This window comes from Rhodococcus sp. KRD162 (genome assembly GCF_017168335.1).
GTDB lineage: Bacteria > Actinomycetota > Actinomycetes > Mycobacteriales > Mycobacteriaceae > Rhodococcoides.
Genome location: NZ_JABFAU010000013.1, coordinates 1 through 23,355 on the forward strand (window position 1 = coordinate 1; position 23,355 = coordinate 23,355).

The following is a 23,355-nucleotide window of genomic DNA, read 5'->3' on the forward strand; positions in this document are numbered from 1 at the left end:
GGCGGGCGGGCTGTCGACACCAGCTCAGGCAATAGCGGGCGGTCGCTCCGGCGGCGATCCTGCTGTTCGCCCTCGGACGAGTTCGGTCGGCAGCGTTTCGGCGGCGACGACGCCCGAGTGCGAGGAGGAGAGCACCAGTTTGCCCGCCCGGCGGCCTTTTTCTTCGGCGTCTTGGCGCACGGTGGTGAGGTTCTCGCGGATGGCGTCGGAGATGCCGTCGAATCCGGTGACCGAGAGTTGGCCCGGCACATCGATTCCGGAGACTTTCGCGAAGTTCAGTGCGCCGAGGGCGATGACGTCGGTGGTGCACAGCAGGGCTGTGGTCTCGCGGTTGGCCTGAAGTGCTTGGGCGGCGGCGGAGTGGCCGGAGCGGACGGTGTGGTCGAATCGTTCGACGACGGTGAGGGTGTCGGGGTCGAGTCCGGCGTCGATCATGGCCGCTTGCACTCCGGCGATTCGTTCGCGTTGTACGTGGAAGTGGCTCTCCGCCAACCGCCCGGGGGGTACGACGCCATCTCGCCGGTCGCGTCCGAGCCTCATGCACAGCACTGCGAGGTGTTCGTGCCCTTGTGAGATCAGGTGTTCGGCAAGCATTTTCATGGCACCTCGGTCGTCGATGGCGACGAGGGCTGCTTCGGGGATGTTGCGCGGCTGATCGCAGACGACGATCGGTAGGTGCCGTTCACGTACCGCTGCGAGGTACGGGTCGTCGTCGGCGACGGAGTAGACGACGAAACCGTCGACTCCGGCCTGTTGGACGACGGCGGCGGCTTGGACGTCGTCGCGTTCGGCTCCGGCCGGGATCAACAACAGGCCCTGTCCGGCGGCTTCGCAGGATTCGGCGAGACCGGCGAGGAAGCTCATGGCGGCGGGGTCGCGGAAGGAGTAGCTGAGGGCTTCGGTGAGGAGCAGTCCGATGGCCCCGGCCTTGCGGGTGCGCAGCGATCGCGCGACCGGGTCGGGGCCTGCGTAGCCGCGACGTTTTGCTGCCTGCAGGACGCGTTCGCGAAGCTCCGGGGAGAGCTGATCGGGCCGGTTGTAGGCGTTGGAGACGGTGGTGCGTGAGACCTTCAGTTCGGCAGCGATCGACGCCAACGTCGCTTGACGTCGCGGTTCGCTTGACCTGGCCATAACCGGGACGTTAGTCCCACTACGCGCCGCAGGAAAACTCGCGGTCCCGATCGTCCGATTCGATCGCCGACCCCGGTGCGCGCTAGAGTACAACGGTAACGGTTTCCATTAACGTCTAGTCTCGCTCATCAGGAGTCCACCGATGTCGCCCATCTCTCGCCCGTCCGGGACCAAGCTCACTGCTCTAGTTGGCCTGACCTGCGCCGCAGCCCTCACTCTCAGCGCGTGTAGCTCCACCGAGACCGCGAGCACAGAGTCGGCCCCCGCGACCCCCGTCGACGGTCCGATCACGATTGTGGCGTCCACGAACGTGTGGGGAAGCGTCGCCGAGGCGGTTGCAGGCAACCTCGCGACCGTGACGTCGATCATCTCCGACCCCTCGGCCGACCCGCACTCCTACGAGGCGAGCCCGGCCGACGCCGCCTCCGTCGCAGAGGCCTCGCTGGTGGTCTACAACGGCGGTGGCTACGACCAGTTCATCGAGGACATCCTGGACTCCGAAGGCAAGGACGTGCCGTCGGTCGACGCCTTCTCCCTGCTCGACGAGAGCCACGATCACGATTCGGAGTCCAGCTCCGACACCGAAGCCCACACCACCTCCGAGGACGGCCACGCACACGGCGAGGTCAACGAACACGTGTGGTACAACGCCGAGGTCGCTGCCCACACCGCCGAGGAGATCGCCGACAAGCTCGGCCAGCTCGACCCGAGCAACGCCGCCCAGTACACCGCCAACGCCGAGACCTTCCACGAACAGGTCCACGCGATCACCGACGTGACCGACCAGATCGCCGCCGACTTCCCCGGTGCGCCGGTGGCACAGACCGAACCGATCGCGCATTACCTCCTCGAGGAGTCCGATCTCGACGATCGCACCCCCGAGGACTTCAAGGACTCCATCGAGGAAGGCAACGATCCGTCACCGGCGTCCATCGCGGCGACGCGAGATCTGTTCACGTCCAAGTCCGTTCGCGCGCTGGTGTACAACATCCAGACCGAGGACGCGGTCACCCAGGACATTCGCTCCACCAGCGAGGCCGCGGGAATCCCCGTCGTCGAGGTGACCGAAACACTGCCCGCAGGCATGACCTACATCGAATGGCAGACCAAGGCTGCCAAGGATCTGCAGGCCGCGCTCACCACCGGTTCCTAGACCGATCCGGCGTGATGGAAAGCTGTAGTACATGTCTGCTGTAGAACTGCGCGACGCCGGTCTGGCGTTCGGCGAGCGCACCCTGTGGCAGAACCTGGATCTGACGGTCGAGAAGGGTGAATTCGTTGCCGTTCTCGGCCCCAACGGGTCCGGCAAGACGTCTCTGCTCAAAGTGCTGCTCGGGCAGAATCACCTCACCTCCGGCACGGCCGCGATCGGCGGCAACCCCGTCCGCCGCGGTCAGTCGGGTGTCGGGTACGTCCCCCAACAACGCAATATCGACGACGATCTGCCGCTGCGCGGACGCGATCTCGTCGGCCTGGGCTGGGACGGTCATCGGTGGGGCATGGGCCTGCGCGGTATGCGGCAGCGCAAGGAGACGGTGCAACGAGCGATCGACCAGGTCGATGCCAATTCGTTTGCAGGCGCGCCCGTCGGCTCGATGTCCGGCGGTGAGCAGCAGCGGCTGCGCATCGCCCAGGCCCTCGTCGGCGATCCATCGGTGCTGCTGTGTGACGAGCCCCTGCTCAGCCTCGATCTCGCCAACCAATCTCTGGTTTCGAGCCTCATCGATCGCCGACGACGCGAGCACGACACAGCAGTACTGTTCGTCACCCACGAGATCAATCCGATCCTTCCGTTGGTCGACCGCATCGTCTACATCGTCGACGGCCGGTTCCGGATCGGAACTCCCGAGGAAGTCATGACCACCGAGGTGCTGTCGGAGCTGTACCGCACCGAAGTCGAGGTACTGAAGGTTCGCGGTCGGCTCGTCGTCGTCGGAACCGGCGATTCGATCGATGCGCTCGGCTCGGCCGGGGCTCACCACCCGCCTGTGCCGCAGGACGGAGAAAGCACAGCATGAACGAGAAGGTTCTGGACGCATTCTCGAAGATGCTCGACTTCCACACCACCGCAAACCTGTTGACGTACGACTTCGTTCAGCAGGCACTGATCGCGGCCGCGATCCTCGGTCTGCTCGCAGGCGCACTCGGCCCGTTGATCGTCAGCCGCCAATGGGCTTTCGCCGTGCACGGATCGAGTGAGCTCTCGCTGACGGGTGCCTCGGCGGCTCTGCTCGTCGGCATCACCGTCGGACTGGGGGCCATCGTCGGATCCGTCGTCGCGGCGGTGATGTTCGCGCTCCTCGGCAACAAGGCCCGCGACCGCGACTCGGTGATCGGCGTCATCATGTCCTTCGGCCTCGGCCTGTCGGTGCTGTTCATCTGGCTCTATCCGGGCCGAACCGGCACCAGCTTCTCGCTGCTCATCGGTCAGATCGTCGGCGTCGGTCAGAGCGGTATCCAACTGTTGCTGGTGTGCGCTGTGGCGGTGCTCATCGTCCTCACCGTCGTCTACCGCCCGCTGCTGTTCGCCAGCACCGATCCCGAGGTGGCGCTTGCCCGCGGTGTCCCGGTTCGCGCACTCTCGGTGGTGTTCGCCGTGCTCGTCGGCGTCGCGTGCGCGCTCGGCGTTCAGATCGTCGGGGCACTTCTGGTTCTGTCGCTCCTCATCACTCCGGCCGCTGCCGCCGCTCGGGTGACCGCCAGCCCGCTCAAGGCGACGCTGCTGTCCATCCTGTTCGCGGAGATCGCCGCTGTCGGGGGGATCCTGCTCTCGCTCGCTCCCGGTCTGCCGGTCTCGACGTTCGTCACGACCATCTCGTTCGTGATCTACCTGATCTGCCGCGCGATCGGCGGAGCACGCAAGGCCAGCTCCGGACGGCTGGTTGCCGCATAGGATGTCGAGGGTGACGTCCATCGACCTCAACGCCGATCTCGGCGAAAGCTACGGCGCGTGGACTCTCGGCGACGACGACGCCATGCTCGCCCTCGTCTCGAGTGCCAACGTCGCCTGCGGGTTTCACGCCGGTGACCCGACCACTCTGCTGCGCACGTGCCGCTCGGCGTCGAACGCCGCCGTGCGAATCGGAGCGCAGGTCGGCTATCACGACCTCGCCGGGTTCGGTCGTCGCTTCCTCGATATCTCCCCTGCCGACCTCACCGCCGATGTGATCTACCAAATGGGCGCTCTCGACGCGCTCGCCCAGGTCGCCGGCTCGGCCATTGCCTACGTCAAACCGCATGGGGCGCTGTACAACGCGATCGTGCACCACCGCGAGCAGGCCAAGGCCGTGGTCGACGCCGTCACCGCGTACGACGCGACCCTGCCGGTCCTCGGGCTCCCCGGTTCGGTGTTCCTCGAGGAGGCCGAGCGGGCCGGGCTCCGCACTGTCGCAGAGGCTTTCGCCGACCGCGCCTACACACCGCAGGGGACGCTGGTCTCGCGCTCGGAACCCGGCGCGGTGCTCTCCGACCCCGACGCGGTCGCGCAGCGGGTCTTGATGATGGTCACCGACGGCACCGTCGCAGCGGTGGACGGCTCGCGGGTCGACGTCCGGGCCGAGTCGATCTGCTTGCACGGCGACTCACCCGGTGCGGTCGCGATGGCCACCGCGGTATCGAAGATGCTGCGCACCAACGATATCGACGTCACCGCCTTCGCCTGATGCGTATCCTCTCGGCCGGTGAGCGCGCTGTGCTCGTCGAGTTCGACGGACTGGACGAGACGATGGCCCACTATCGCGCGCTGGCAGCCGACCCGCCATCTGCGGTCATCGATCTGGTTCCTGCCGCGCGGAGCGTGCTGGTGATGTTCGAAGGGACGAGGCAGCCTGTCCTGGACTGGATCTCGGCCGCCGACCCCGTCGACCCGAGCACCGCAGACCGGACCGAGACCGTCACGATCGAGGTGGTCTACGACGGCGCAGACCTCGACGCGGTTGCCCGCCTGACCGGCCTGTCCACCGCGGACGTCGTTGCAGCCCATACCGGTCAGAGGTGGACGGTGGCGTTCGGCGGCTTCGCACCCGGTTTCGGCTACCTCGTCGGCACCGATTCGCGACTGCACGTCCCGCGCCGCACATCGCCCCGGACCAGTGTTCCTGCCGGTTCGGTGGGGCTGGCAGGGGAGTTCTCGGGCATCTACCCGCGGCCGTCCCCGGGCGGGTGGCAGCTGATCGGGCACACCGACGCGCAGTTGTGGAATCTCGATCGGGATCCACCGGCCCTGCTGCGCCCGGGCACCGAAGTCAGATTCGAGCAAGCATGAAAGCCCTCACCATCGTGCAGACCGGGCCGCTGTGCACCGTCCAGGATCGAGGCAGGCCGGGGCACGCGTCGATCGGCGTCGGGCGCTCGGGTGCTGCGGATCTGCGCTCGCACGATGCAGCGAACAGACTGGTGGGCAACAACTCCGACGCCGCCACTCTGGAAGTGACGTTCGGCGGTCTCCGGCTGCGTGCCGAGTTCGACGTCCTGGTCGCCGTTACCGGGGCGCATGTGATCTGCCGCGTGGACGGCACCGTGCAGGGACTGTATTCGACTCTTGCGGTCCGAGCCGGTCAGGAACTCGAATTGTCCACACCCACCTGGGGCCTGCGCAGCTATCTGGCCGTGCGGGGTGGGATCGACGTCCCGGCAGTTCTCGGTAGCCGTGCGACGGACACGATGTCCGGTCTCGGGCCTGCGGCGATCTCCCCCGGCGACGTGCTCGCCATCGGCGACGACAGCGAGCTGTGGCCCGCCGCGGACTTCGTGCCGCCGCCGTCGAACGGGGCCACACTGCACGTCACGTTCGGTCCGCGCGAGAACTGGTTCACCGAACGGGCCAGGTCGCTTCTGCTGGCACAGCCGTGGACGGTCACGCAGGACACCGATCGCGTCGGGATCAGGCTCGACGGCTCCGAGCCGCTGACCCGCGCCATCGACAGCGAATTGCCCAGCGAAGGAACGATTCTCGGATCCCTACAGGTGCCGCCGTCCGGGCAGCCGGTGCTCTTTCTCGCCGACCACCCCGTCACGGGCGGCTACCCGGTGATCGCCGTCGTCACCGCGGCCGATGTGTGCGCCGCAGCGCAACTCACGCCGGGAACGACCGTCCATTTCCGCCGGGCCCACTGATCCCCGCCGCTGCCGATCGACCGCGCGCCCGTTCTGCAGACCTCACACCCGCAATCACGGGAGAGCCGGTGTGTGAGGTCGCCACAAAGGGTGTGAGGTTCGCGAGGAGAACGTCCGACTACGCCCGACGCTGCCGCGCGATATCGGCCAGCACGACGCCCGCGGCCACGGATGCGTTGAGCGATTCCACCGGCCCAGCCATCGGGATCGACAGGATGTGATCGCAGGTCTCGCTGACCAGACGCGACAGGCCTTTGCCCTCGGATCCGACGACGATGACGACCGGGCCTGTGCCGTCGAAGGTGTCGAGGTCGGTGTCGCCGCCAGCGTCGAGGCCGACAACCGTGACTCCCTTGGACTGCCAATCCTTCAGTGTGCGAGTCAGATTGACTGCGCGTGCGATCGGAAGCCGCGCAGCCGCGCCTGCGCTGGTCCGCCACGCGACGGCCGACACGCTCGCGCTGCGACGCTGCGGGATCACGACGCCGTGGCCGCCGAACGCACCCACTGAGCGCACCACCGCACCGAGATTGCGCGGGTCGGTGATGTTGTCGAGAGCCACGAACAGAGCGGGCTCCTGATGCGTGCGCGCGTTCGAGAGCAGATCGTCGGGGTGCGCGTAGCGGTAGGGCGGCACCTGCAGCGCAAGGCCCTGGTGTAATCCGTTGGCGCTGAGCTTGTCCAGGTCCGAGCGGGGAACCTCGAGGATGGAGATGCGTGCGTCTCCGGCCCGTTGAACGGCTTCCTTGAGCCGCTCGTCACTGTCGGTACCCACGGCGACCCACAGGGCCGTCGCAGGCACTCCCGCGCGCAGGCACTCCACAACCGGGTTGCGGCCGAGCACTACCTCGGGACCGTCCTCTGCCTTGCGTCCGGCCGGTCGGCCACCCGCCCGGCCTGCACCGCCGCGGTTCTGTGCGGACTTCTCCGCGAGCTTGGCCCGACGCGCAGCGGGATGTTTGGTGCGCTCGGACGCAGGCGGCGTAGCGCCTCGCCCTTCGAGACCCTTACGACGCTTGCCTCCGGAACCGGCGACCTGCCCCTTCTTGGTGCCGTCCTTGCGGACTGCGCCGCGTCTACTCGAATTGCCTGCCATCACAAACCTGCTTCGTCGGTCTTGCTCGTACCCAGCGACCATTCGGGCCCGTTGGGTGTATCTGTCACGTCTATCCCGGCCTGAGCCAGTCTTGTTCGTATGTCGTCTGCGGCGGCCCAGTCCTTGGTCGCCTTTGCCGTTGCGCGACGCTCGAGCTCGGCCTCGACCAGAACGCCGAGGGCACTGAGAGCTGCTGCGTCGGAACCACTGTCGTTGGTCCAGTGGGGATCGAGCGGGTCGACGCCCAGGATGTCCAGCATCGCCCGCACACTGCCTGCGTACTCCACTGCCGCCGGTAGATCGCCGGACTCGAGCGCGGTATTGCCGAGCGTGACGGTGGCGTGAATCTCGGCCAACGCCTTGGGAACTCCCAAGTCGTCATCGAGGGCCTCGGCAAATCCGGTGGTCCACTTGCCCATCGGTACCTCACCGGCCCGTTCGACGGCTCGCTTGACGAACCCTTCGATGCCCCGGTACGTCACGGCGGCGGTCTCGAGCGCCGTATCGGAGTACTCGAGCATCGAGCGATAGTGCGCGCCGCCGAGATAGAACCGAAGCTCTTGCGGCCGAACATTTTTGAGCACATTCGGTACCGAGAGAACATTGCCGAGAGATTTCGACATCTTCTCTCCGCCCATCGTCACCCAGCCGTTGTGCAGCCAGTACCGCGAGAAGCCGTCACCGGCCGCCATCGACTGCGCCCGCTCGTTCTCGTGGTGCGGGAACACCAGATCGAGCCCTCCGCAGTGAATGTCGAAATCCGCACCGAGGTAGTTCTCGGCCATGGCCGAGCATTCGAGATGCCAGCCCGGACGGCCGTCACCCCACGGCGTCGGCCACGACGGCTCGCCGGGCTTCGCGCCCTTCCACAGAGTGAAGTCGCGGGGATCGCGCTTGCCCTCCGCGACGCTCTCACCCTGGTGGACGTCGTCGAGCTTGTGACCGGACAGCGCGCCGTACCCCGGAAAGCTCTGCACGGAGAAGTACACGTCCCCGCACTCGTCGGCGTAGGCGTGACCGCGTTCGATCAAACGCTCGATCAACTGGACCATCTGTGTGATGTGCCCGGTGGCGCGCGGCTCCGCCGACGGCGGCAGTACCCCGAGTCGGTCGTAGGCCCAGGTGAAGGAACGCTCGTACGTCGCAGCCCACTCCCACCACGGACGACCGGCGTCTCGGGCCTTGTTCAGAATCTTGTCGTCGATGTCGGTCACATTGCGAACGAAGGCGACGTCGTAATCGTGCGCCAGCAACCACCGCCGCAGTACGTCGAAGGCGACACCGCTACGCACATGGCCGATATGAGGTTCGCCCTGCACCGTCGCCCCACACAGGTACACCGATGCATGGCCAGGGACCAAGGGGGTGAATTCCCGCAAGGCCCTCGTCTCGGTGTCGTGTAGGTGAAGGGTCACGACCAGCAATGCTACCGGTGGTATTACCCCGTCACGACAAGTGCGGTCGCGACGGCCGCGATTCCTTCACCTCGGCCGGTCAGCCCGAGGCCGTCGGTGGTGGTCGCAGACACCGATACCGGTGCACCGAGCACGCGGGAGAGAACCTCCTGCGCTTCGACTCGGCGCGGCCCGATCTTCGGCCGATTACCGATGATCTGCACCGCCGCGTTCTCGATCGCGTACCCGTCGGCGTCGAGCAGACGTTTGACCTCGGTCAACATTGCCGCTCCGCTGACCCCGTCCCATTCCGGACGCCCAGTGCCGAACACCGAACCGAGATCGCCCAGTCCCGCCGCCGACAGCAACGCGTCGCACAGGGCGTGGGCGGCGACGTCTCCGTCGGAATGCCCGTCGAGCCCATCCGCGTCCTCGAACAGCAAGCCGGCCAGCCAACACGGCCGACCGGGCGCGATGGGATGAACATCGGTGCCGATGCCGACTCTCATAGTTCGCCTTTCACGAGCGCCTTCGCCAGCAGCAGATCGAGTGGGGTGGTGATCTTGAACGCGAGCTCGTCGCCGATGAGGGTGTGCACCGTCTCGCCGATGCGCTCCACCAAGCCCGCGTCGTCGGTGGAGATGTCCGTGGTCGCGTCGTAGGCGCGGCGTAGCACCTCGGCGTCGAAGCCCTGAGGGGTCTGCACCGAGCGCAGACTCGCGCGATCGGGTGTGCCGATCACCGCGCCCATGATGTCGACGGATTTGATCGTGTCGACGACCGGAAGGACCGGGATGACGGCTGAGCGGCCTGCTCGTACCTCGGCCACGACGCGAGCGATCAACGTCGGCGGGGTCAGGGCACGAGCGGCGTCGTGGACGAGCACAACTGCGGCGTCGCCGACGGCATCGAGGCCGGCTCGCACCGAATCGGTGCGCTCGAGACCACCTGCCACGACGATCACATCGGCACCGACATGGTCACGGGCGGCATCGACCAGATCCGCAGGAACGATGACGACGATGCGATCGACCGCACCGGACGCTCGAAGCCCGTCAACGGACCGCGTCAGAAGAGAGTCGGTACCCAGACAGACGAATGCCTTCGGCTCGTCGAATCCGAGCCGAAGGCCTTTGCCTGCAGCGGGTACCAGGGCGACCACGTCGCCGGAAGTACCGTTCACTCTGAAAAAACTGTCGATCTACGACGCTGTTGCGAGAACTTCGTCGAGCATGGTGTCGGCCTTGGCCTGGTCGGTTCCTTCCGCCAGTGCCAGCTCACCGACCAGAATCTGACGTGCCTTGGCGAGCATGCGCTTCTCGCCTGCCGACAGTCCACGATCCTGTTCGCGTCGCCACAGATCGCGGACGACCTCGGCTACCTTGTTGACGTCACCGGAAGCAAGCTTCTCCAGGTTCGCCTTGTAGCGGCGCGACCAGTTGGTGGGCTCTTCGGTGTGCGGTGCGCGGAGCACCTGGAAGACTCTGTCGAGGCCTTCTTGCCCGACGACGTCGCGAACGCCTACGTACTCCGCATTGTCTGCGGGGACTCGAACGGTGAGGTCGCCTTGCGCAACCTTCAGAACGAGATACTCTCTCGGTTCACCCTTGATGGTGCGTGTCTCTATCGCTTCGATCAGCGCCGCTCCGTGATGGGGGTAAACGACGGTGTCTCCGACCTTGAAAATCATGTGACAAGTGCCCCTTTCGATTTACCCAGAATACCACGCCCAATATCAACGGTGCAGGTCAGGGGCATAGTGGCACCGAATCAGGGGTTGACACAGACGCGCCGACGTGTATCCGGGGCCACATCGAGGACCGTGCCGTTCCGCATCCTTACTTGGCGGCAGGCACCCTTACCTGGCATCCTTCGGCCGGTGGTGGACCCCACGAGCGGCCGGTGGACGAGAACTACTACTCTCCCTAGTGGACAATATGGACCGAGCCGGCCCGGCACCACATGGAGGACGACCGAAGTGACTGCAATCGACGCTGCGACACCGCTTGGCCGCCACCGCAGAACGGCCGCCGCCCTCGCTCTTCTGGCCGGAGGTGCGTTGGCCCTCACTGCGTGCGGCGCAGGTCAGATTTCCCAGACGGCAAGTCAGGTGGCCGCGGTCAACGGCAACTCCGTTGATGTCGGAGACATTCAACTGCGCAATGTCCATGTGGTGTACCCCAACTCGGAGGAATACAGCATCGAGCCGGGCGGCACCGTCGAGCTCGGCTTCACGGCCATCAACTCCAGCCCGGCCGTCACCGACGAACTGACCGACATCTCGTCGCCCGAGGCTCAGATCACCATCGTCGACGAAGCGGAATCGGGCAGCAACGAGATCCAGCCGTTGACTGCTCTCGGTGCAGGCTCACCCGCGGACACTCAGCTCGACGATCCGCTGGTGCCGATCCAGCTGATCAAGGTCGAGATGGCAGACATCAGCGAAAATGTTCGGCCCGGCCTGACGCTGCCGGTCACCTTCGAGTTCGCGAATGCAGGCGAGGTCGTCGTCAACGTGCCGGTCGATGCAGGTCACGAGCTGGAGCGTTCCGAGGACGCAGTCACCGAGCACAGCGGCGGACACTGACCCCTCGCGGCCCAGGTCGCGCGGTACTGTCGGTGCCGATCGTTAGGCTCCCGGCGTGGTCAAACTGAAGTCGAGCTACCGCTGTTCTGCATGTCATCACTCCGTCTCGAAGTGGGTCGGCCGCTGTCCCGAATGCGGTGACTGGGGCTCGATGGACGAGGTGGCGGCCACCGCAGCTCCGCTGACGTCTCGTGCAGGCGCGTCTGCACTGCGCTCCGGAGGCGGGGCCATGATCCCGACGACGCCTGCGGCCGCTCTGACCACCATCAGCAGCGCCACCTCGCAGGCCAACACCACCGGTATCGACGAGTTCGACCGCGTCCTCGGCGGCGGATTGGTCCCCGGTTCGGTGGTGCTGCTTGCCGGTGAACCCGGCGTCGGCAAATCCACCCTGCTACTCGAGGTGGTTCACCGTTGGGCCCGCTCGGCACCGGATCGACGCGCGCTCTACGTCACGGGCGAGGAGTCCGCGGGGCAGGTCCGGTTGCGTGCCGACCGCACCGGTGCCGTGCACGAGCGCGTCTTTCTCGCCGCCGAGTCGGATCTGGCCACTGTGTTCGGACACGTGGAACAGGTCGCGCCGAGCCTGCTGATCGTCGATTCGGTACAGACGATGCTCGCCGCGGACGTCGACGGCGTCATCGGCGGTGTCACCCAGGTTCGCGCCATCACCAGCGCCTTGACCACGCTGGCCAAAACCACCGGAGTCGCGGTACTGCTCGTCGGACACGTCACCAAGGAAGGCGCGGTGGCCGGCCCGCGTTCCCTCGAGCATCTGGTCGACGTGGTGCTCAATTTCGAGGGTGACAAGCACTCCACCCTGCGGATGATTCGCGGGGTGAAGAATCGGTTCGGTGCCTCCGACGAGGTCGGATGTTTCGAGTTGCGGGAGACCGGAATCGTCGGCATCAGCGATCCATCCGGATTGTTCCTGCATCACCGAGGCGATTCGGTCCCCGGGACGGCCGTCACCGTCACCATGGACGGCAAACGGCCGTTGCTGGCGGAGCTGCAGGCCCTGATCGTCGATACCGCGATGCCCTCTCCCAGGCGTGCGGTCAGCGGACTCGACCATGCCCGCGTGGCGATGATCCTGGCCGTCCTCGAACGGCGGTGCGGGGTCAGGGTGTCCAAGGCCGAGGTCTATGCGGCCACCGTCGGTGGCATGCGTACCAGCGAACCCTCGGCAGATCTTGCGCTCGCGGCCGCTGTGGCGTCCGCCGTTCGCGATCAGCCCCTGCCCTCGGGCATGGTCATTATGGGCGAGGTCGGCCTGGCAGGAGAGGTGCGCCGCGTCGCGGGGTTGGGTCGCCGTCTCGCCGAAGCTGCGCGCCTGGGCTTCAACTACGCCATCGTTCCCCAGGACGCCGGACCCATCCCCGACGGCATCAAGGTCAAGACAGTCACCAACGTCGGCGAGGCGTTGACCTACACACGTATGCGACCCGTATGACGGGCCCGTATGACACCGGGCAGTATTCTTTATCGGGCTGTCCGCACGGAGCAGCGCAGTAGTGTTTGTTCGCACGCGAAGTATCCACAGCACGAGCTGAGGTCCACTGCGTTCGGTCGACACGCTGACACGACACGAGGGGGTTGGCCATGGACAGCTCGACACCGTCCCCAGCGTTGCGCGAGACCATCGCCCGGCTCGCACCGGGAACTGCCTTGCGTGACGGTCTCGAACGAATTCTGCGGGGGCGCACGGGCGGATTGATCGTTCTCGGCTACGACGAGGAAGTCGAGTCGATCTGCGACGGCGGTTTCGAGCTCGATGTCGAGTTCGCACCGACCAGGCTGCGTGAGTTGTCCAAAATGGATGGCGCAGTTGTGCTTTCGACCGACTGCACGCGCATCGTTCGCTCCAACGTCCAGCTGGTACCGGACCACACGATCCCCACCGTCGAGTCCGGTACCCGGCACCGCGCCGCCGAGCGCACCGCGATGCAGACCGGGTATCCCGTGGTCTCCGTGAGTCAGTCGATGAGCATCGTCAGCGTCTACATCGGTGGCATCAGACACGTCGTCGAGGGCTCGGCCACCATCCTCTCGCGCGCCAATCAGGCCGTTGCCACCCTCGAGCGTTACAAGGCGCGGCTGGACGAGAACACGCGGCAACTCTCGGTCGTCGAGATCGAAGACTTCGTGACCTTGCGCGATGCGTTGACCGTCGCACAACGGCTGGAGATGGTGCGGCGAGTGTCGGTGGAGATCGAGCAGAACGTCCTCGAACTCGGCACCGACGGACGCCAGCTCGCCCTCCAGCTCGAGGAACTGTTGGGCGACAACGATGTCGATCGTCAGCTGATCGTGCGTGACTACTTGGCCGGTAACGAACCGTCGAGCACCACCGGGGTGGAGAAGGCACTCGCCGCCCTCGACAAGCTGACCGATGTCGATTTGCTGGATCTGACGACCCTCGCTCGCGCGTTCGGCTATCCCGCGACCATCGAGGCCCTCGACACCCCGATGAGTCCCCGGGGGTACCGAGTACTGACCCGGGTTCCGCGATTGCAGTTCAGCCAGATCCACCGGCTCGTCGGCGCGTTCGGCACGCTGCAGGGGCTGCTCGCCGCCACCGCCGCCGACCTGCAATCGGTCGACGGCATCGGTGGGCTGTGGGCCAGGCACATCCGAGAAGGTCTGTCCCGGCTGGCCGAGGCCTCGATCTCGGGGCCGTACGACTAGAACACCGTACGACTGTCAAGACCTTGTTCAGCGCTTCTTGGTCCCCGGTAGGAACCCGGCGTCGATCACGGCTTTCACGTACGGTCGCACACTGGTGATCAGCTCCTCGGCATCCGGGACATCGCGCCAGACGGCCGAGGCCATCACATCGGTGCGCTCCTCGATGTGGCTGTCGAGGGCGACCCCGTCCTCTGTCAGCGTCTCCCCCTCGGAGGAGATGGTGACCAGCCCGCGTGTCGCGAGTCGTTCTGCAGCACTTCCCCATTCGCTTTCGGACCACTGCCGCGTCAGCTGCGTGATCCGCTTGCCGAGTGCTCGACGGCCGGGCTCCGGTGCGGTGCGGTGCGCCTCGTGGAAAACGGCGGCTTCCGTGGGATCGAGTTCCGAGTCGATCAATGCGGCGAGGTGCCCGTCCCCACGCCACTCACGCAGAACGGTGATCGAGTGCCACAGGGCGAGGTGCGGTACCTCGGGGCGATCGGCGGCATGCCACGCGGCCGAGAGCGGTCGTCCTGCGAAGGATGCCGCGTCGCCGATCTCGCGCAGACGATCCGCGATCGTCGCGATCTCCTTGTCTGCGGCGAGGGTGCCCAGGGCGGTGCCGAGGACCGAATCCAGCAGCGTCCATCGGCGTTCGGAGATCGTGTCCAGACCGGCGGCAACGGCGGCCGGCCAAACACGCTCGATGAGCGCCGGGTTGAAGTTGTAGAACGCCGCAGCAACGACGCTCGGTGCGCACTGCCCCATCGGGGCTGCGCGTGCACCGACGTACCACGCGTGACCGTCGAGACCGGTGTCCTCGTACGCCGACGCCAGCTCCGGATTGAAATAGGAGGTGACGTGGAAAGGCTCGAGGGTTCGGTAGGCGGCGCGGGCGAGCGCGGTCGGCGTGGTCATGACTACCGAACATACTCGAGAGGGCGCCGCTGCGGAGCCGGAGCCGACAGTCAGCCGGTGATGTTGAACGGCTCCGGCACGCTCTTGAGCTCGCCGAGTTGCGCGATCGCCTGGTAGGCACCGACGCCGACGGGGATGCGTTCGTCGCCGCATCCGGGAACCGAATTGGTTCCGGACCACTTGACCGTGAAACCTGCTTGCTCGCCCGGCTTGAACGTCCGGAGATCGGATGCCGCGTTGGGGAAGCAATCGATGTTTGACCAGATGCGCTGATTGTCGAGGGTGTAGACGAGCGCTTGCTGCAATCCGGCACCGACATCGCGTTGGCATTCGGTCGAACCGATGTTGGTGATGATCACGGTGAACACAGGCTCTTCACCCAGCCGGTAGGTGGCCTTGTCGGGCGTCACCTTGATCGCGAGGGACTGATCCGGGCACTGGTTGGAGATCACCGGGGCCGGCGCACCGCTGTCGGTCGCCGCCGTGGAACCGCCGCCGGCGGAGTCGGAACCGCCGCCGGAGCCCCCGGAACCCGAACCACCGGAACCGCCCGACCCGCCGCCCGAGCCCCCGGAATCGCCTGGGGTGGCGGTGGAGCTCGGTGACGGCAGAGCCGAGGTGGTGGACGGTGCGACGACACCGGCGGGAGCGGCTTCGGGGTCGTCGGAGCGGCCACTGAGCGAGGCGATGAACCACACGATCAAGCCCAGGACGACAACGGCCGCACCGATGGCGAGCGCGCGGCGTCGCCAGTAGATTTCGGGAGGCAATGGCCCGGTCGGTTCCAACACGAATCAACCGTATGCGGCCGGAGGCAACCTATCCCTGAGCCCACGCGGCGTGTCGCGGGAGCGAAACCGTCGGTTCCCCGGCTCAGGTGGGTTCAGGCGGGCTGTTCGCCGATCTCGCCGATGACCTCACGCAGTTGCACGCGCCCCTTGGACAGCTGATACGTGAGCCCGACGATCGCCAGATCGCCTGCCGCGACCGTCTCGGCCACGATGCGTGAGCGCTGCATCAGCAGGTTGCCGGTCTCCTGGACGTGCCGTGCCTCGAACTCGTCGACGGCTTCGTGACCGTCGCGGCGGGCCGAGAGCACGGACGGAGTGACGCGCTCGACGACATCGCGGATGTATCCGCCGGGGACGTCTCCGCTGCCGAGTGCGTCGACCGTCGCCTGGACCGCGCCGCAGTGATCGTGGCCGAGGACGACGATCAGCGGCGCTTTGAGCACAGCGACTCCGTACTCGATGGAGCCCAGAACGGCCGAGTCCACCACGTGACCGGCAGTGCGCACGACGAACATGTCACCGAGGCCCTGATCGAAGATGATCTCGGCTGCAACACGGGAATCGGCGCACCCGAACAGGATGGCACCGGGGTGCTGAGCGCTTTCGAGGCGAGCACGGTCCTCGACGCCCTGCGAGGGGTGCAGGACCTCTCCGGAGACGAACCGTTGGTTGCCTTCCTTGAGTGACTTCCAGGCAGCGATAGGATTCGAAGCAGGCATGGGTTTCATTGTGCACGTGCATCCGGTTACCGGCGAGTCGGGTTTTCGGCGGGTGCAACCGACTGCACACCGAGAGAGGGGCACCAGAAGTTGCCGATCGATGCCGAAGCTCTGCTCGGGTGGTTCGACACCGACGGGCGCGACCTGCCGTGGCGTCGCCCCGGCGTGAGCGCGTGGCAGATCCTGATGAGCGAGATCATGCTGCAGCAGACGCCGGTGGTGCGAGTCGCGCCGATCTGGGAGGAGTGGGTGCAGCGGTGGCCGGTCCCGTCGGCGATGGCCGCATCTTCGCAGGCCGAGGTGCTGCGTGCGTGGGGCAAGTTGGGTTATCCGCGTCGGGCATTGCGGTTGCACGAGTGCTCTCGGGTGCTCGCCGCGGATCACGGCGACGAGGTGCCGAGCGATGTCGAGACATTGTTGAGCTTGCCCGGCATCGGCGCCTATACCGCCAGGGCTGTTGCCTGTTTCGCATACGGCCAACGAGTTCCTGTGGTGGACACCAATGTACGACGCGTAGTCGCCCGCGCGTTGCATGGCAACGCCGAGCCCGCGAACCCCTCCACCACAAGGGATCTGGCCGATATGGAAGGCCTGCTCCCGACGAGTGTCCCCCGCGCCGCCAGGTACTCGGCAGCGGTGATGGAACTGGGCGCACTGATCTGCACCGCCAAGAATCCGGCCTGTCTGTTGTGCCCGCTACCGCAGTGCGCCTGGATCGAGGCAGGTAGGCCCGCGCACACCGGGCCTGCGAAGAAGGTACAGAAGTTCGCCGGCACCGACCGTCAGGTCCGCGGCAAGCTCATGTCGGTCCTGCGTGAGAGCCCCGGCCCCGTCGAGCGGGCTCGGCTCGACATCGTCTGGCCGACCGATCCGACCCAACGCGATCGTGCGCTCGATTCCCTGCTGACCGACGGGTTGATCGAACAAACCGAATCGGGCCTGTTCGCTCTCGCAGGCGAGGGTTCGGACGGCTGAGATCAGCGACCGGTCCGGTCAGGCAGTCACCGCCCCGGGGCACCTCGGGTGACGGCATCGAAAGCGGGCGGCAGGCAGGTGACTCCATCGCCAGCGAGGAAGTGGCCCGCGCCGGGGACGATCTGCACCGGCGTCTCGAGCAGTCGAGCCAGACGGTCGGTGTGCGCGAGCGGAACGATCGGATCATCGTCCGAGCGCAGAACCGAGATCGACCCGACACGATCGGCCATCCCGGACAGCGTCACGCCGCCGCCAACGAAGCCATCGAGATCGGGTAGCGCCGGTAGCGGGTCGACGAACCCTGCAACCAACACGAGCGCCCCCATCCGCCACGGCCCCACGAGGGTGGCGAGGTGCCGCAGGACGGCAAGACAGCCCAGACTGTGCGCGACCACGATCGTGTCGGGTCCCGGCGTCCCGAGCGTCATAGCCACCTGTGCCGTCCAACGGTCCCGGTCCGGCGACGCAGGATCGGGCAGTGCAGGGATGAGCGTGGGGATTCCCGCACTGTCGAATCGGTCGGCGAGCCAACCGAACCAATGATCCTCGGGCGTCGCACTGTAGCCGTGGAAGATCACGGCTCGTCTGCTGGTTGTGTGTGCCATGCTGCCGGACGATAAGGGTTGACGCCGGCGAGAAGGTCAAGTCAGGGAGGCAACAGATGTTGATCAGCGAGCTCGCCGCGCGAACCGGGGTGTCGGCGCGCGCCCTACGCCACTACGACAGTCACGGGGTACTCGTTCCCCATCGCGATCCCAACGGCTACCGGGTGTACGCCGAGTCCGACGTACCGCGGGTGCTGCAGATCAAGACCATGATCGGCGCGGGGCTCGCGATGGCCACCATCGGCCGGTACCTCGACTGCGCACGAACCGGCGACCATGGCGTCACCCTGGACATGTGCCCTCGACTCCGCGCAGAGGTGGACGCGATCGCCAGCCGCCTCGAGCGAGAACACGCCGCACTCGAGCAGACACGGACGCGTCTCGGCGCACTGACCTCGTAGCCCGACGCCGTCCGCGATGCCGCTACCGAGAGAGAAATTCGATGATCGCGGCATTGACCGCGTCGGGGCGTTCGAGGTAGCCGAAGTGGCCGGTGTCGGCGATTTCGACGTACTGCGCTCCTGGTATCGCCGCGGCCACGTCGCGGCACTGCTGCACCGGAATCATCCGATCGTCGGCGAAACCGATGACCAGAGATTTCGCCGAAATCTGTCGATACGCCGTCAATCGATCTGTCCCGGCACGCATTTCGAGTCCGATCTGCGCCCGCATGCCTGCAGTCTTGCGGCCACCCGAGTACTCGAGAACCGCCAGCCAATCACCGATCGCGGCGTCGTCGGCCAGGGTCTTCGGTGAAAAGTTCTGCATCGCAGTCATCGCCGCCCGATACGAGGCGGGTAGTTCGATTCCCGCATCGTGCACGTCCTTCTCGGCCTTCGACAGATGCGCACGGAACGCGGTGGTCCTACCGAACGTGGCCATCATCACCGCATGCGAGACCAGATCCGGCCGGGCCAAGGCCAGTTCCTGGGTGACGCGGGCACCCATCGAGGTGCCGACGACACGTGCCTGCCCGCCGCCGAGGTGCTCGATGAGAGCAGCGGTATCGGCGACCAGATCGTCGAGCGTCATCCCTCCCGCGCACTCGGAAGATGGTGCGATACCACGATTGTCGAAGGTGACGACGCGATATCCACTCTTCACCAGGGCCGGAACCTGATGGGTACGCCACACGCGGCCCGGGCTTCCGGTGCCCATCACCAACACCACCAGTGGGCCATCGCCGGTGACGTCGTAGTTGAGGTCGATTCCGTTGAGCTTCGCGAGCGGCATTCGGCTCACTCTAGTGTGCGCAGGAACGCCTCGACCGCCACTCGATACTGTTCGGGCGCTTCGTCGTGGATCAGGTGCGCAGCCTGTTCGATCAGCACATATGTCGATCCGGGCCTGCGCGAGTGCATCCGACTCATCTGACCGGCCGGAGTGATGGTGTGTTCGCCCTCGATCAGCAGAACCGGAGCGTCGACGCGATCCCACTCGTCCCAGAAGTGCCTCGTCCCCCACTCCTGCGAGATCGCTTCGAAGGTATCGATCTCGCCGTGCAGTCGCCACCCGTCGTCACTGCGGTCGAAAGAATCCAGAAAGTACTGCCCTGCAACATCTCCGAAGTACCGACGGACGGCGTCGGCATCGGGAAACGGCTGCGGCCAGGCCCGCATCATCGCGGCCCAGTCGTCGGCGGTGCGGCCCCGGAAATCCGGTGCGATGTCCTCGACCACGAGGGCAGTGACCAAGTCGGGTCGACGCGCCGCCGCACACCAGCCGTGCAGCGCTCCCATCGAATGACCGATCAGCACACTCGGACCGAGGGTCTCCAAATGCTCGAGAAGGTCGGTCACGAAGGCTTCGGTCGTCAGATCCGGCGTCGGCGGCCGTCGATGGCCCGGCGCGTCGTAGGTGTGCACGTGCCCGAATTCTCGAAGCCAGGGAACCTGTCGACGCCACGTGGCTGCACTGCCCATCAGCCCGTGCAGCAGCAGAATCGAACGGCCGGATCCACCCTCGTCGTAGAGCATCGTTGCCGAGCATATCGGCGGAGTAATCTCGCGAGCATGTCCATTGTGAAGATCAACGCCATCGACGTCCCCGAAGGCGCGGGACCCGAACTCGAGAAGCGCTTCGCCGCGCTGGCAGGCTCGGTCGACGGCTCCCCCGGTTTCCTCGGTTTTCAGCTGCTCCGGCCGGTCAAGGGTGAGTCACGCTATTTCGTCGTCACCCAGTGGGAAGACGAGGAGTCGTTCCAGGCATGGTCTGCCGGACCGTCGAGGCAGGCTCACGCCGGAGAGCGCAGCGGAAAACCGGTCTCCGCCGGCGCATCGCTGCTCGAATTCGAGGTAGTACTGGACGTGCCTGCCCCGTCCTGAGCCGAAGGAGTGCCGACGCAGCGCCAGTCATCCGGATCAAATGTGTTGGCGGGCAAGCTCCCACTCGAGTTTCGTCGGCATCTCCGAATCCAGTCTGATCACCGCGTCGGCCAGGAACTCTGCGGCCATGGGCTCACCGAGAAAATAGCCCTGGGCTCCGTCGCAGCCCAACAGTCGAAGCGCATCGAGCGTGCCCGCGTCCTCGACGCCCTCGGCCATCACCCGCATCCCGAGGCTTCGAGCCAGGTCCACGGTCGAGCGCACGATCGAGGCATCCGTGTCGTCGGTGTTCATCTTCGACACGAACGAGCGGTCGATCTTGAGTGTCTGAACCGGCAAGCTCTGCAAATAGGCCAACGAGCTGTAGCCGGTGCCGTAATCGTCGATGGCGATGGTGACACCCAGCGCACGCAGCGATGTCAACGCGTTCACCGAGCGCACCGGGTCGGTCATCGCTGTGGTCTCGGTGACCTCGAATTCCAGGGCGTGCGCTGGAACGGAATACTTGGCCAGCGCCGCGGAGACCTGTTCCACGAGCGTCTCGTCCAGCAGGTTCCGAACCGAGAGGTTCACCGACACCGACACTGTGATGCCGCGTCGACGCAGGGCGCTGCACTGCGCAAGAGCTTCGTCGAGCACGAGCGCGGTGATGGCAGGCAACATGCCGGTGCGCTCGGCGTCGGGCAGGAAGATCGACGGACCGATCAGACCTTCACGCGGATGTTGCCACCGCAGCAGCGCCTCGAGGCGATCCACGCTGCCGGACGCCAGATCCAGACACGGTTGGAAGAACACCCGCAGCTGACGATCGCGAATTGCCTTGTCGAGCTCTCCCAGCAACCGCATCTGGTTGTGCCGGTCGCGATCCATCTCGGGCTCGTACTGCCCCACGTGGGCGTGGCCGGCCTTGGTGGCTGTCAGCGCCACGTGCGCGCGCTGCAGCATCGCCTCGGCATCGACTGGATTGGCCTCCGCTGGATTGGCCTCGGACTCCTGCGATCGATGAGGACATGCCACGGAATCCTGCGTCGAGGCGATTCCGACCGTCGCGTCGAGAGCAACATTGATGTCGTGCACGAACATCGTTCTGCTCACTGCGAACTGCAGCCGTACGGCAGTGTCGGCGATATCGATCTGGGTAGCGCGCCTGCGCATCGCCACGACGAACTGATCGCCTCCGAGACGGCCGACCAGATCGCCGGATCGAACCGAGGCGACCAGACGATGGCCGAACTCGCGCAGGACGGTGTCTCCGACGCTGTACCCGAAGGTCTCGTTGATCTGCGCGAAGCGATCGATGTCCACCACCAGGGTGAAGACCTCGGCGTCGCCTCGCGTGGCGAGCATGGTGTCCAAACGCTCACGGAGCAGGCGGCGGCTGGCGAGTCCGGTGACCGCATCAGTGCGGGCGACGTCCTCCAGCACTTCGGCCTGCCTGCGCAGCGTCCCGAGAAAACATGCCACCCGGCACCCTACGAGGGTGATGACCAGTGCGGAGGACACCACGATGACCCAACCCCACTGCCCGACGGGCACACCGCGGGCCAATTGCACTGCCATCACCAGCGGCGTGATGGCCACCGCGAGTGAGAGGCAGGCGAACCTCGCCCGACCGAATGCGAACGGGTTGGACCTGTCGACCCGCACGATCGTCTCGTCCGTGACGTGCACGGCGACCACTCCGAAGCACACATAGGCCGCCAGCCACAGCGTGTTCAGCGGGGTCGACCGGTAGAGCTCGGTGCTGGTGACCCCGGCATAGGTCGCGAAATCCGCCAGCACGAGAAGCCCGACGCCCACCGCGGCGGCGAGAAAGGGAACAGTGGTCGAGCGAGTCAGCAGATAGAGGATTACGACCAGCGTCAGTAGGAACACATCGACGGTGAGATACGCGGTGGCAGGCAGAGTCGCGATCGCAGAGGACAACGACTCGCCCGAATCGTCGGAGATGACGAAAATCCAGGTGAAGAGGCCGACACCGACCGCGACGATCAGACCTTCCAGAAGTTCTTCACGCCCGAATACCAGCCCATTTTCGTCTGCCGCTCGGGCAACGCCGACGGCGATGAGCGCGTAGCCGAGAAGGTAGAACCCGTCTGCGGCCGAGAACGTCGGGACCCGCCCGTCGCCGACTTCCATCATGGCCACGAAAGCATCGGCGATACCCCAGCACCCGATACCGAGGGCCAGGTACTTCCACGCCCGCTTGTCCGGCCCGGATTCCTGCAGGTAGCGGCGGACGCAGACCACCACGGTGGCCAGAAGCACGATTGCGTAGATCGAGTTCTGGAGCAATCCAGCCGGGGTGATCGCGTACGCCGCCACCGCGAGCGCGCCCAGGCCCAGGAACCGCGTCCACGACACAGTGGGACCGATCCTTCCTGGGTCGGTCGGTGCGTACCCCGAACGTATGCATCAGCCGATCGAACCCGACGTTGCCCTCGATTCGTCACCGAGGAATCCACAGATGGGTCAAAAAGAAAACTATTTCAAACCCATCGATGGTTCGCCAGTCTCACATCGGGGTAACGACCCGTTCAGCTCTCCAGAGCTGCATCCAAGGTGATCTCGACGCCGGTGAGTGCCTTGCTGACAGGGCACGTTTCCTTTGCCGCCTGAGCTGCTTTGGCGAAACCGTCGGCGTCGAGGCCGTCCACCTCGCCTCGGACCGTCAGGGCGATACCGGTCAGCTTGAACCCTGGCTCGTCCGGACCGAGCGAGACATCGGCCGTGACCTCGAGACTCTGCGGAGTGCCGCCGGCCTCGGCGATCAGGGCCGACAGTTGCATCGCGTAGCAGCTCGAATGGGCTGCGGCGATCAGTTCCTCCGGGCTGGTCGTGCCGTCGGCGTTCTCGGCCGCGCGCTTGGGAAACGACACGTCGAATGTAGCCGCGCCGGAACTGGACAGCTCGACTTGACCGGAACCTTGTTCCAGAGTGCCGTTCCAAGCTGTGCGTGAAGTACGAGTTGGCATCGAACCGATTCCTTCCGTTGTCGACCCTGTGCAGGGCCTCCACCCAGGCTAACCTCAG

At 66.0% G+C, this 23,355-nt stretch carries 26 protein-coding genes; 12 read left to right on the top strand and 14 right to left on the bottom strand.

Annotation, left to right across the window (positions count from 1 at the left end):
* Window positions 1-24: 24 nt before the first annotated feature.
* Entirely contained in the window at window positions 25-1,131 is a 1,107-nt protein-coding gene (locus J1M87_RS17085; RefSeq protein WP_206490706.1) for a LacI family DNA-binding transcriptional regulator, read from the bottom strand.
* Window positions 1,132-1,273: 142 nt separating this feature from the next.
* Between J1M87_RS17085 and J1M87_RS17090 the strand changes: the two genes are divergently transcribed.
* The 6 genes from J1M87_RS17090 to J1M87_RS17115 are packed head-to-tail and all read left to right on the top strand — an operon-like array spanning window position 1,274 to window position 6,246.
* Entirely contained in the window at window positions 1,274-2,284 is a 1,011-nt protein-coding gene (locus J1M87_RS17090; RefSeq protein WP_206490707.1) for a metal ABC transporter solute-binding protein, Zn/Mn family, read from the top strand.
* Between the two features lie 31 nt (window positions 2,285-2,315).
* Window positions 2,316-3,149: a metal ABC transporter ATP-binding protein gene (locus tag J1M87_RS17095; RefSeq protein ID WP_206490708.1), complete on the top strand. Its 834-nt coding sequence runs from the start codon at window positions 2,316-2,318 to the stop codon at window positions 3,147-3,149.
* Window positions 3,146-4,024, top strand: coding sequence for a metal ABC transporter permease (locus J1M87_RS17100; protein ID WP_206490709.1), 879 nt, complete (start codon window positions 3,146-3,148; stop codon window positions 4,022-4,024). Before J1M87_RS17095 ends, J1M87_RS17100 begins: the two co-directional genes overlap by 4 nt.
* Before the next feature lie 10 nt (window positions 4,025-4,034).
* On the top strand, window positions 4,035-4,793 hold the full coding sequence (locus J1M87_RS17105) for a LamB/YcsF family protein (protein ID WP_206490710.1): 759 nt from the start codon (window positions 4,035-4,037) through the stop codon (window positions 4,791-4,793).
* Window positions 4,793-5,395, top strand: coding sequence for an allophanate hydrolase subunit 1 (locus J1M87_RS17110; RefSeq protein WP_206490711.1), 603 nt, complete (start codon window positions 4,793-4,795; stop codon window positions 5,393-5,395). The genes J1M87_RS17105 and J1M87_RS17110 overlap by 1 nt, the downstream gene beginning before the upstream one ends.
* On the top strand, window positions 5,392-6,246 hold the full coding sequence (locus J1M87_RS17115) for a biotin-dependent carboxyltransferase family protein (RefSeq protein ID WP_206490712.1): 855 nt from the start codon (window positions 5,392-5,394) through the stop codon (window positions 6,244-6,246). Before J1M87_RS17110 ends, J1M87_RS17115 begins: the two co-directional genes overlap by 4 nt.
* 118 nt (window positions 6,247-6,364) lie before the next feature.
* On the opposite strand, the gene rlmB is transcribed toward J1M87_RS17115, so the two are convergent.
* Genes rlmB through J1M87_RS17140 form a run of 5 tightly spaced genes read right to left on the bottom strand, consistent with a single transcriptional unit; the run spans window position 6,365 to window position 10,426 of the window.
* Window positions 6,365-7,342, bottom strand: coding sequence for a 23S rRNA (guanosine(2251)-2'-O)-methyltransferase RlmB (rlmB, locus tag J1M87_RS17120; protein ID WP_206490713.1), 978 nt, complete (start codon window positions 7,340-7,342; stop codon window positions 6,365-6,367).
* Entirely contained in the window at window positions 7,342-8,757 is a 1,416-nt protein-coding gene (gene cysS / locus J1M87_RS17125; RefSeq protein WP_206490714.1) for a cysteine--tRNA ligase, read from the bottom strand. The genes rlmB and cysS overlap by 1 nt, the downstream gene beginning before the upstream one ends.
* A gap of 23 nt (window positions 8,758-8,780) precedes the next feature.
* Window positions 8,781-9,245: a 2-C-methyl-D-erythritol 2,4-cyclodiphosphate synthase gene (gene ispF / locus J1M87_RS17130; RefSeq protein ID WP_206490715.1), complete on the bottom strand. Its 465-nt coding sequence runs from the start codon at window positions 9,243-9,245 to the stop codon at window positions 8,781-8,783.
* On the bottom strand, window positions 9,242-9,919 hold the full coding sequence (gene ispD / locus J1M87_RS17135; protein ID WP_206490716.1) for a 2-C-methyl-D-erythritol 4-phosphate cytidylyltransferase: 678 nt from the start codon (window positions 9,917-9,919) through the stop codon (window positions 9,242-9,244). Before ispD ends, ispF begins: the two co-directional genes overlap by 4 nt.
* Before the next feature lie 18 nt (window positions 9,920-9,937).
* Window positions 9,938-10,426 (bottom strand): CarD family transcriptional regulator, encoded by a 489-nt coding sequence (locus tag J1M87_RS17140; protein ID WP_206490717.1) that lies wholly within the window; start codon window positions 10,424-10,426, stop codon window positions 9,938-9,940.
* Between the two features lie 288 nt (window positions 10,427-10,714).
* Here J1M87_RS17140 and J1M87_RS17145 point away from each other — a divergent pair, with 288 nt between their 5' ends.
* The 3 genes from J1M87_RS17145 to disA all read left to right on the top strand — a co-directional run bounded on the left by J1M87_RS17145 (window position 10,715) and on the right by disA (window position 14,011).
* Window positions 10,715-11,323: a hypothetical protein gene (locus J1M87_RS17145; protein WP_206490718.1), complete on the top strand. Its 609-nt coding sequence runs from the start codon at window positions 10,715-10,717 to the stop codon at window positions 11,321-11,323.
* Window positions 11,324-11,378: 55 nt separating this feature from the next.
* On the top strand, window positions 11,379-12,776 hold the full coding sequence (gene radA / locus J1M87_RS17150) for a DNA repair protein RadA (RefSeq protein WP_206490719.1): 1,398 nt from the start codon (window positions 11,379-11,381) through the stop codon (window positions 12,774-12,776).
* A gap of 149 nt (window positions 12,777-12,925) precedes the next feature.
* Window positions 12,926-14,011, top strand: a complete 1,086-nt coding sequence (gene disA, locus J1M87_RS17155; RefSeq protein WP_206490720.1) for a DNA integrity scanning diadenylate cyclase DisA — start codon at window positions 12,926-12,928, stop codon at window positions 14,009-14,011.
* A 27-nt stretch (window positions 14,012-14,038) separates the two neighbouring features.
* On the opposite strand, the gene J1M87_RS17160 is transcribed toward disA, so the two are convergent.
* The 3 genes from J1M87_RS17160 to J1M87_RS17170 form a co-directional block, all read right to left on the bottom strand.
* Window positions 14,039-14,908 (bottom strand): hypothetical protein, encoded by an 870-nt coding sequence (locus tag J1M87_RS17160; protein ID WP_206490721.1) that lies wholly within the window; start codon window positions 14,906-14,908, stop codon window positions 14,039-14,041.
* Between the two features lie 50 nt (window positions 14,909-14,958).
* Window positions 14,959-15,699, bottom strand: a complete 741-nt coding sequence (locus tag J1M87_RS17165; protein WP_206490722.1) for a hypothetical protein — start codon at window positions 15,697-15,699, stop codon at window positions 14,959-14,961.
* A 92-nt stretch (window positions 15,700-15,791) separates the two neighbouring features.
* Complete coding sequence (locus J1M87_RS17170; protein WP_206490723.1) at window positions 15,792-16,418, bottom strand: carbonic anhydrase; 627 nt, start codon at window positions 16,416-16,418, stop codon at window positions 15,792-15,794.
* A 90-nt stretch (window positions 16,419-16,508) separates the two neighbouring features.
* On the opposite strand from J1M87_RS17170, the gene J1M87_RS17175 reads away from it, so the two are divergent.
* On the top strand, window positions 16,509-17,393 hold the full coding sequence (locus tag J1M87_RS17175) for an A/G-specific adenine glycosylase (protein WP_206490724.1): 885 nt from the start codon (window positions 16,509-16,511) through the stop codon (window positions 17,391-17,393).
* Between the two features lie 26 nt (window positions 17,394-17,419).
* Here the strand turns inward: J1M87_RS17175 and J1M87_RS17180 are convergent, their stop codons facing one another.
* Window positions 17,420-17,998 carry an alpha/beta hydrolase gene (locus tag J1M87_RS17180; protein WP_206490725.1) on the bottom strand — a complete coding sequence of 193 codons (579 nt, stop codon included), beginning with the start codon at window positions 17,996-17,998 and terminating at the stop codon, window positions 17,420-17,422.
* Between the two features lie 56 nt (window positions 17,999-18,054).
* Between J1M87_RS17180 and J1M87_RS17185 the strand changes: the two genes are divergently transcribed.
* A complete protein-coding gene (locus J1M87_RS17185) occupies window positions 18,055-18,399 on the top strand; it encodes a MerR family transcriptional regulator (protein WP_206490726.1) in 345 nt (114 codons plus the stop codon).
* 22 nt (window positions 18,400-18,421) lie between these two features.
* Here the strand turns inward: J1M87_RS17185 and J1M87_RS17190 are convergent, their stop codons facing one another.
* Both J1M87_RS17190 and J1M87_RS17195 read right to left on the bottom strand, forming a co-directional pair.
* Window positions 18,422-19,231 (bottom strand): alpha/beta fold hydrolase, encoded by an 810-nt coding sequence (locus J1M87_RS17190; protein ID WP_206490727.1) that lies wholly within the window; start codon window positions 19,229-19,231, stop codon window positions 18,422-18,424.
* A gap of 5 nt (window positions 19,232-19,236) precedes the next feature.
* Complete coding sequence (locus J1M87_RS17195) at window positions 19,237-19,974, bottom strand: alpha/beta fold hydrolase (protein ID WP_206490728.1); 738 nt, start codon at window positions 19,972-19,974, stop codon at window positions 19,237-19,239.
* 36 nt (window positions 19,975-20,010) lie between these two features.
* Here J1M87_RS17195 and J1M87_RS17200 point away from each other — a divergent pair, with 36 nt between their 5' ends.
* Window positions 20,011-20,322, top strand: a complete 312-nt coding sequence (locus J1M87_RS17200; RefSeq protein ID WP_206490729.1) for an antibiotic biosynthesis monooxygenase — start codon at window positions 20,011-20,013, stop codon at window positions 20,320-20,322.
* Window positions 20,323-20,358: 36 nt separating this feature from the next.
* On the opposite strand, the gene J1M87_RS17205 is transcribed toward J1M87_RS17200, so the two are convergent.
* The gene (locus J1M87_RS17205; RefSeq protein ID WP_206490730.1) at window positions 20,359-22,686 is read right to left on the bottom strand and encodes a bifunctional diguanylate cyclase/phosphodiesterase; all 2,328 of its coding nucleotides are present in this window, start codon (window positions 22,684-22,686) and stop codon (window positions 20,359-20,361) included.
* A gap of 173 nt (window positions 22,687-22,859) precedes the next feature.
* Complete coding sequence (locus J1M87_RS17210; RefSeq protein ID WP_206490731.1) at window positions 22,860-23,297, bottom strand: OsmC family protein; 438 nt, start codon at window positions 23,295-23,297, stop codon at window positions 22,860-22,862.
* Window positions 23,298-23,355 lie beyond the last annotated feature (58 nt).

What these genes read in the sequence shown, in the direction of transcription:
- J1M87_RS17085 (WP_206490706.1), bottom strand. Translation starts at nt 1,131, where the DNA reads ATGGCCAGGTCAAGCGAACCGCGACGTCAAGCGACGTTGGCGTCGATC.
- J1M87_RS17090 (WP_206490707.1), top strand. Translation starts at nt 1,274, where the DNA reads ATGTCGCCCATCTCTCGCCCGTCCGGGACCAAGCTCACTGCTCTAGTT.
- J1M87_RS17095 (WP_206490708.1), top strand. Translation starts at nt 2,316, where the DNA reads ATGTCTGCTGTAGAACTGCGCGACGCCGGTCTGGCGTTCGGCGAGCGC.
- J1M87_RS17100 (WP_206490709.1), top strand. Translation starts at nt 3,146, where the DNA reads ATGAACGAGAAGGTTCTGGACGCATTCTCGAAGATGCTCGACTTCCAC.
- J1M87_RS17110 (WP_206490711.1), top strand. Translation starts at nt 4,793, where the DNA reads ATGCGTATCCTCTCGGCCGGTGAGCGCGCTGTGCTCGTCGAGTTCGAC.
- J1M87_RS17115 (WP_206490712.1), top strand. Translation starts at nt 5,392, where the DNA reads ATGAAAGCCCTCACCATCGTGCAGACCGGGCCGCTGTGCACCGTCCAG.
- rlmB (WP_206490713.1), bottom strand. Translation starts at nt 7,342, where the DNA reads ATGGCAGGCAATTCGAGTAGACGCGGCGCAGTCCGCAAGGACGGCACC.
- ispF (WP_206490715.1), bottom strand. Translation starts at nt 9,245, where the DNA reads ATGAGAGTCGGCATCGGCACCGATGTTCATCCCATCGCGCCCGGTCGG.
- J1M87_RS17140 (WP_206490717.1), bottom strand. Translation starts at nt 10,426, where the DNA reads ATGATTTTCAAGGTCGGAGACACCGTCGTTTACCCCCATCACGGAGCG.
- disA (WP_206490720.1), top strand. Translation starts at nt 12,926, where the DNA reads ATGGACAGCTCGACACCGTCCCCAGCGTTGCGCGAGACCATCGCCCGG.
- J1M87_RS17160 (WP_206490721.1), bottom strand. Translation starts at nt 14,908, where the DNA reads ATGACCACGCCGACCGCGCTCGCCCGCGCCGCCTACCGAACCCTCGAG.
- J1M87_RS17170 (WP_206490723.1), bottom strand. Translation starts at nt 16,418, where the DNA reads ATGCCTGCTTCGAATCCTATCGCTGCCTGGAAGTCACTCAAGGAAGGC.
- J1M87_RS17180 (WP_206490725.1), bottom strand. Translation starts at nt 17,998, where the DNA reads ATGGCACACACAACCAGCAGACGAGCCGTGATCTTCCACGGCTACAGT.
- J1M87_RS17185 (WP_206490726.1), top strand. Translation starts at nt 18,055, where the DNA reads ATGTTGATCAGCGAGCTCGCCGCGCGAACCGGGGTGTCGGCGCGCGCC.
- J1M87_RS17190 (WP_206490727.1), bottom strand. Translation starts at nt 19,231, where the DNA reads ATGCCGCTCGCGAAGCTCAACGGAATCGACCTCAACTACGACGTCACC.
- J1M87_RS17195 (WP_206490728.1), bottom strand. Translation starts at nt 19,974, where the DNA reads ATGCTCTACGACGAGGGTGGATCCGGCCGTTCGATTCTGCTGCTGCAC.
- J1M87_RS17200 (WP_206490729.1), top strand. Translation starts at nt 20,011, where the DNA reads ATGTCCATTGTGAAGATCAACGCCATCGACGTCCCCGAAGGCGCGGGA.
- J1M87_RS17210 (WP_206490731.1), bottom strand. Translation starts at nt 23,297, where the DNA reads ATGCCAACTCGTACTTCACGCACAGCTTGGAACGGCACTCTGGAACAA.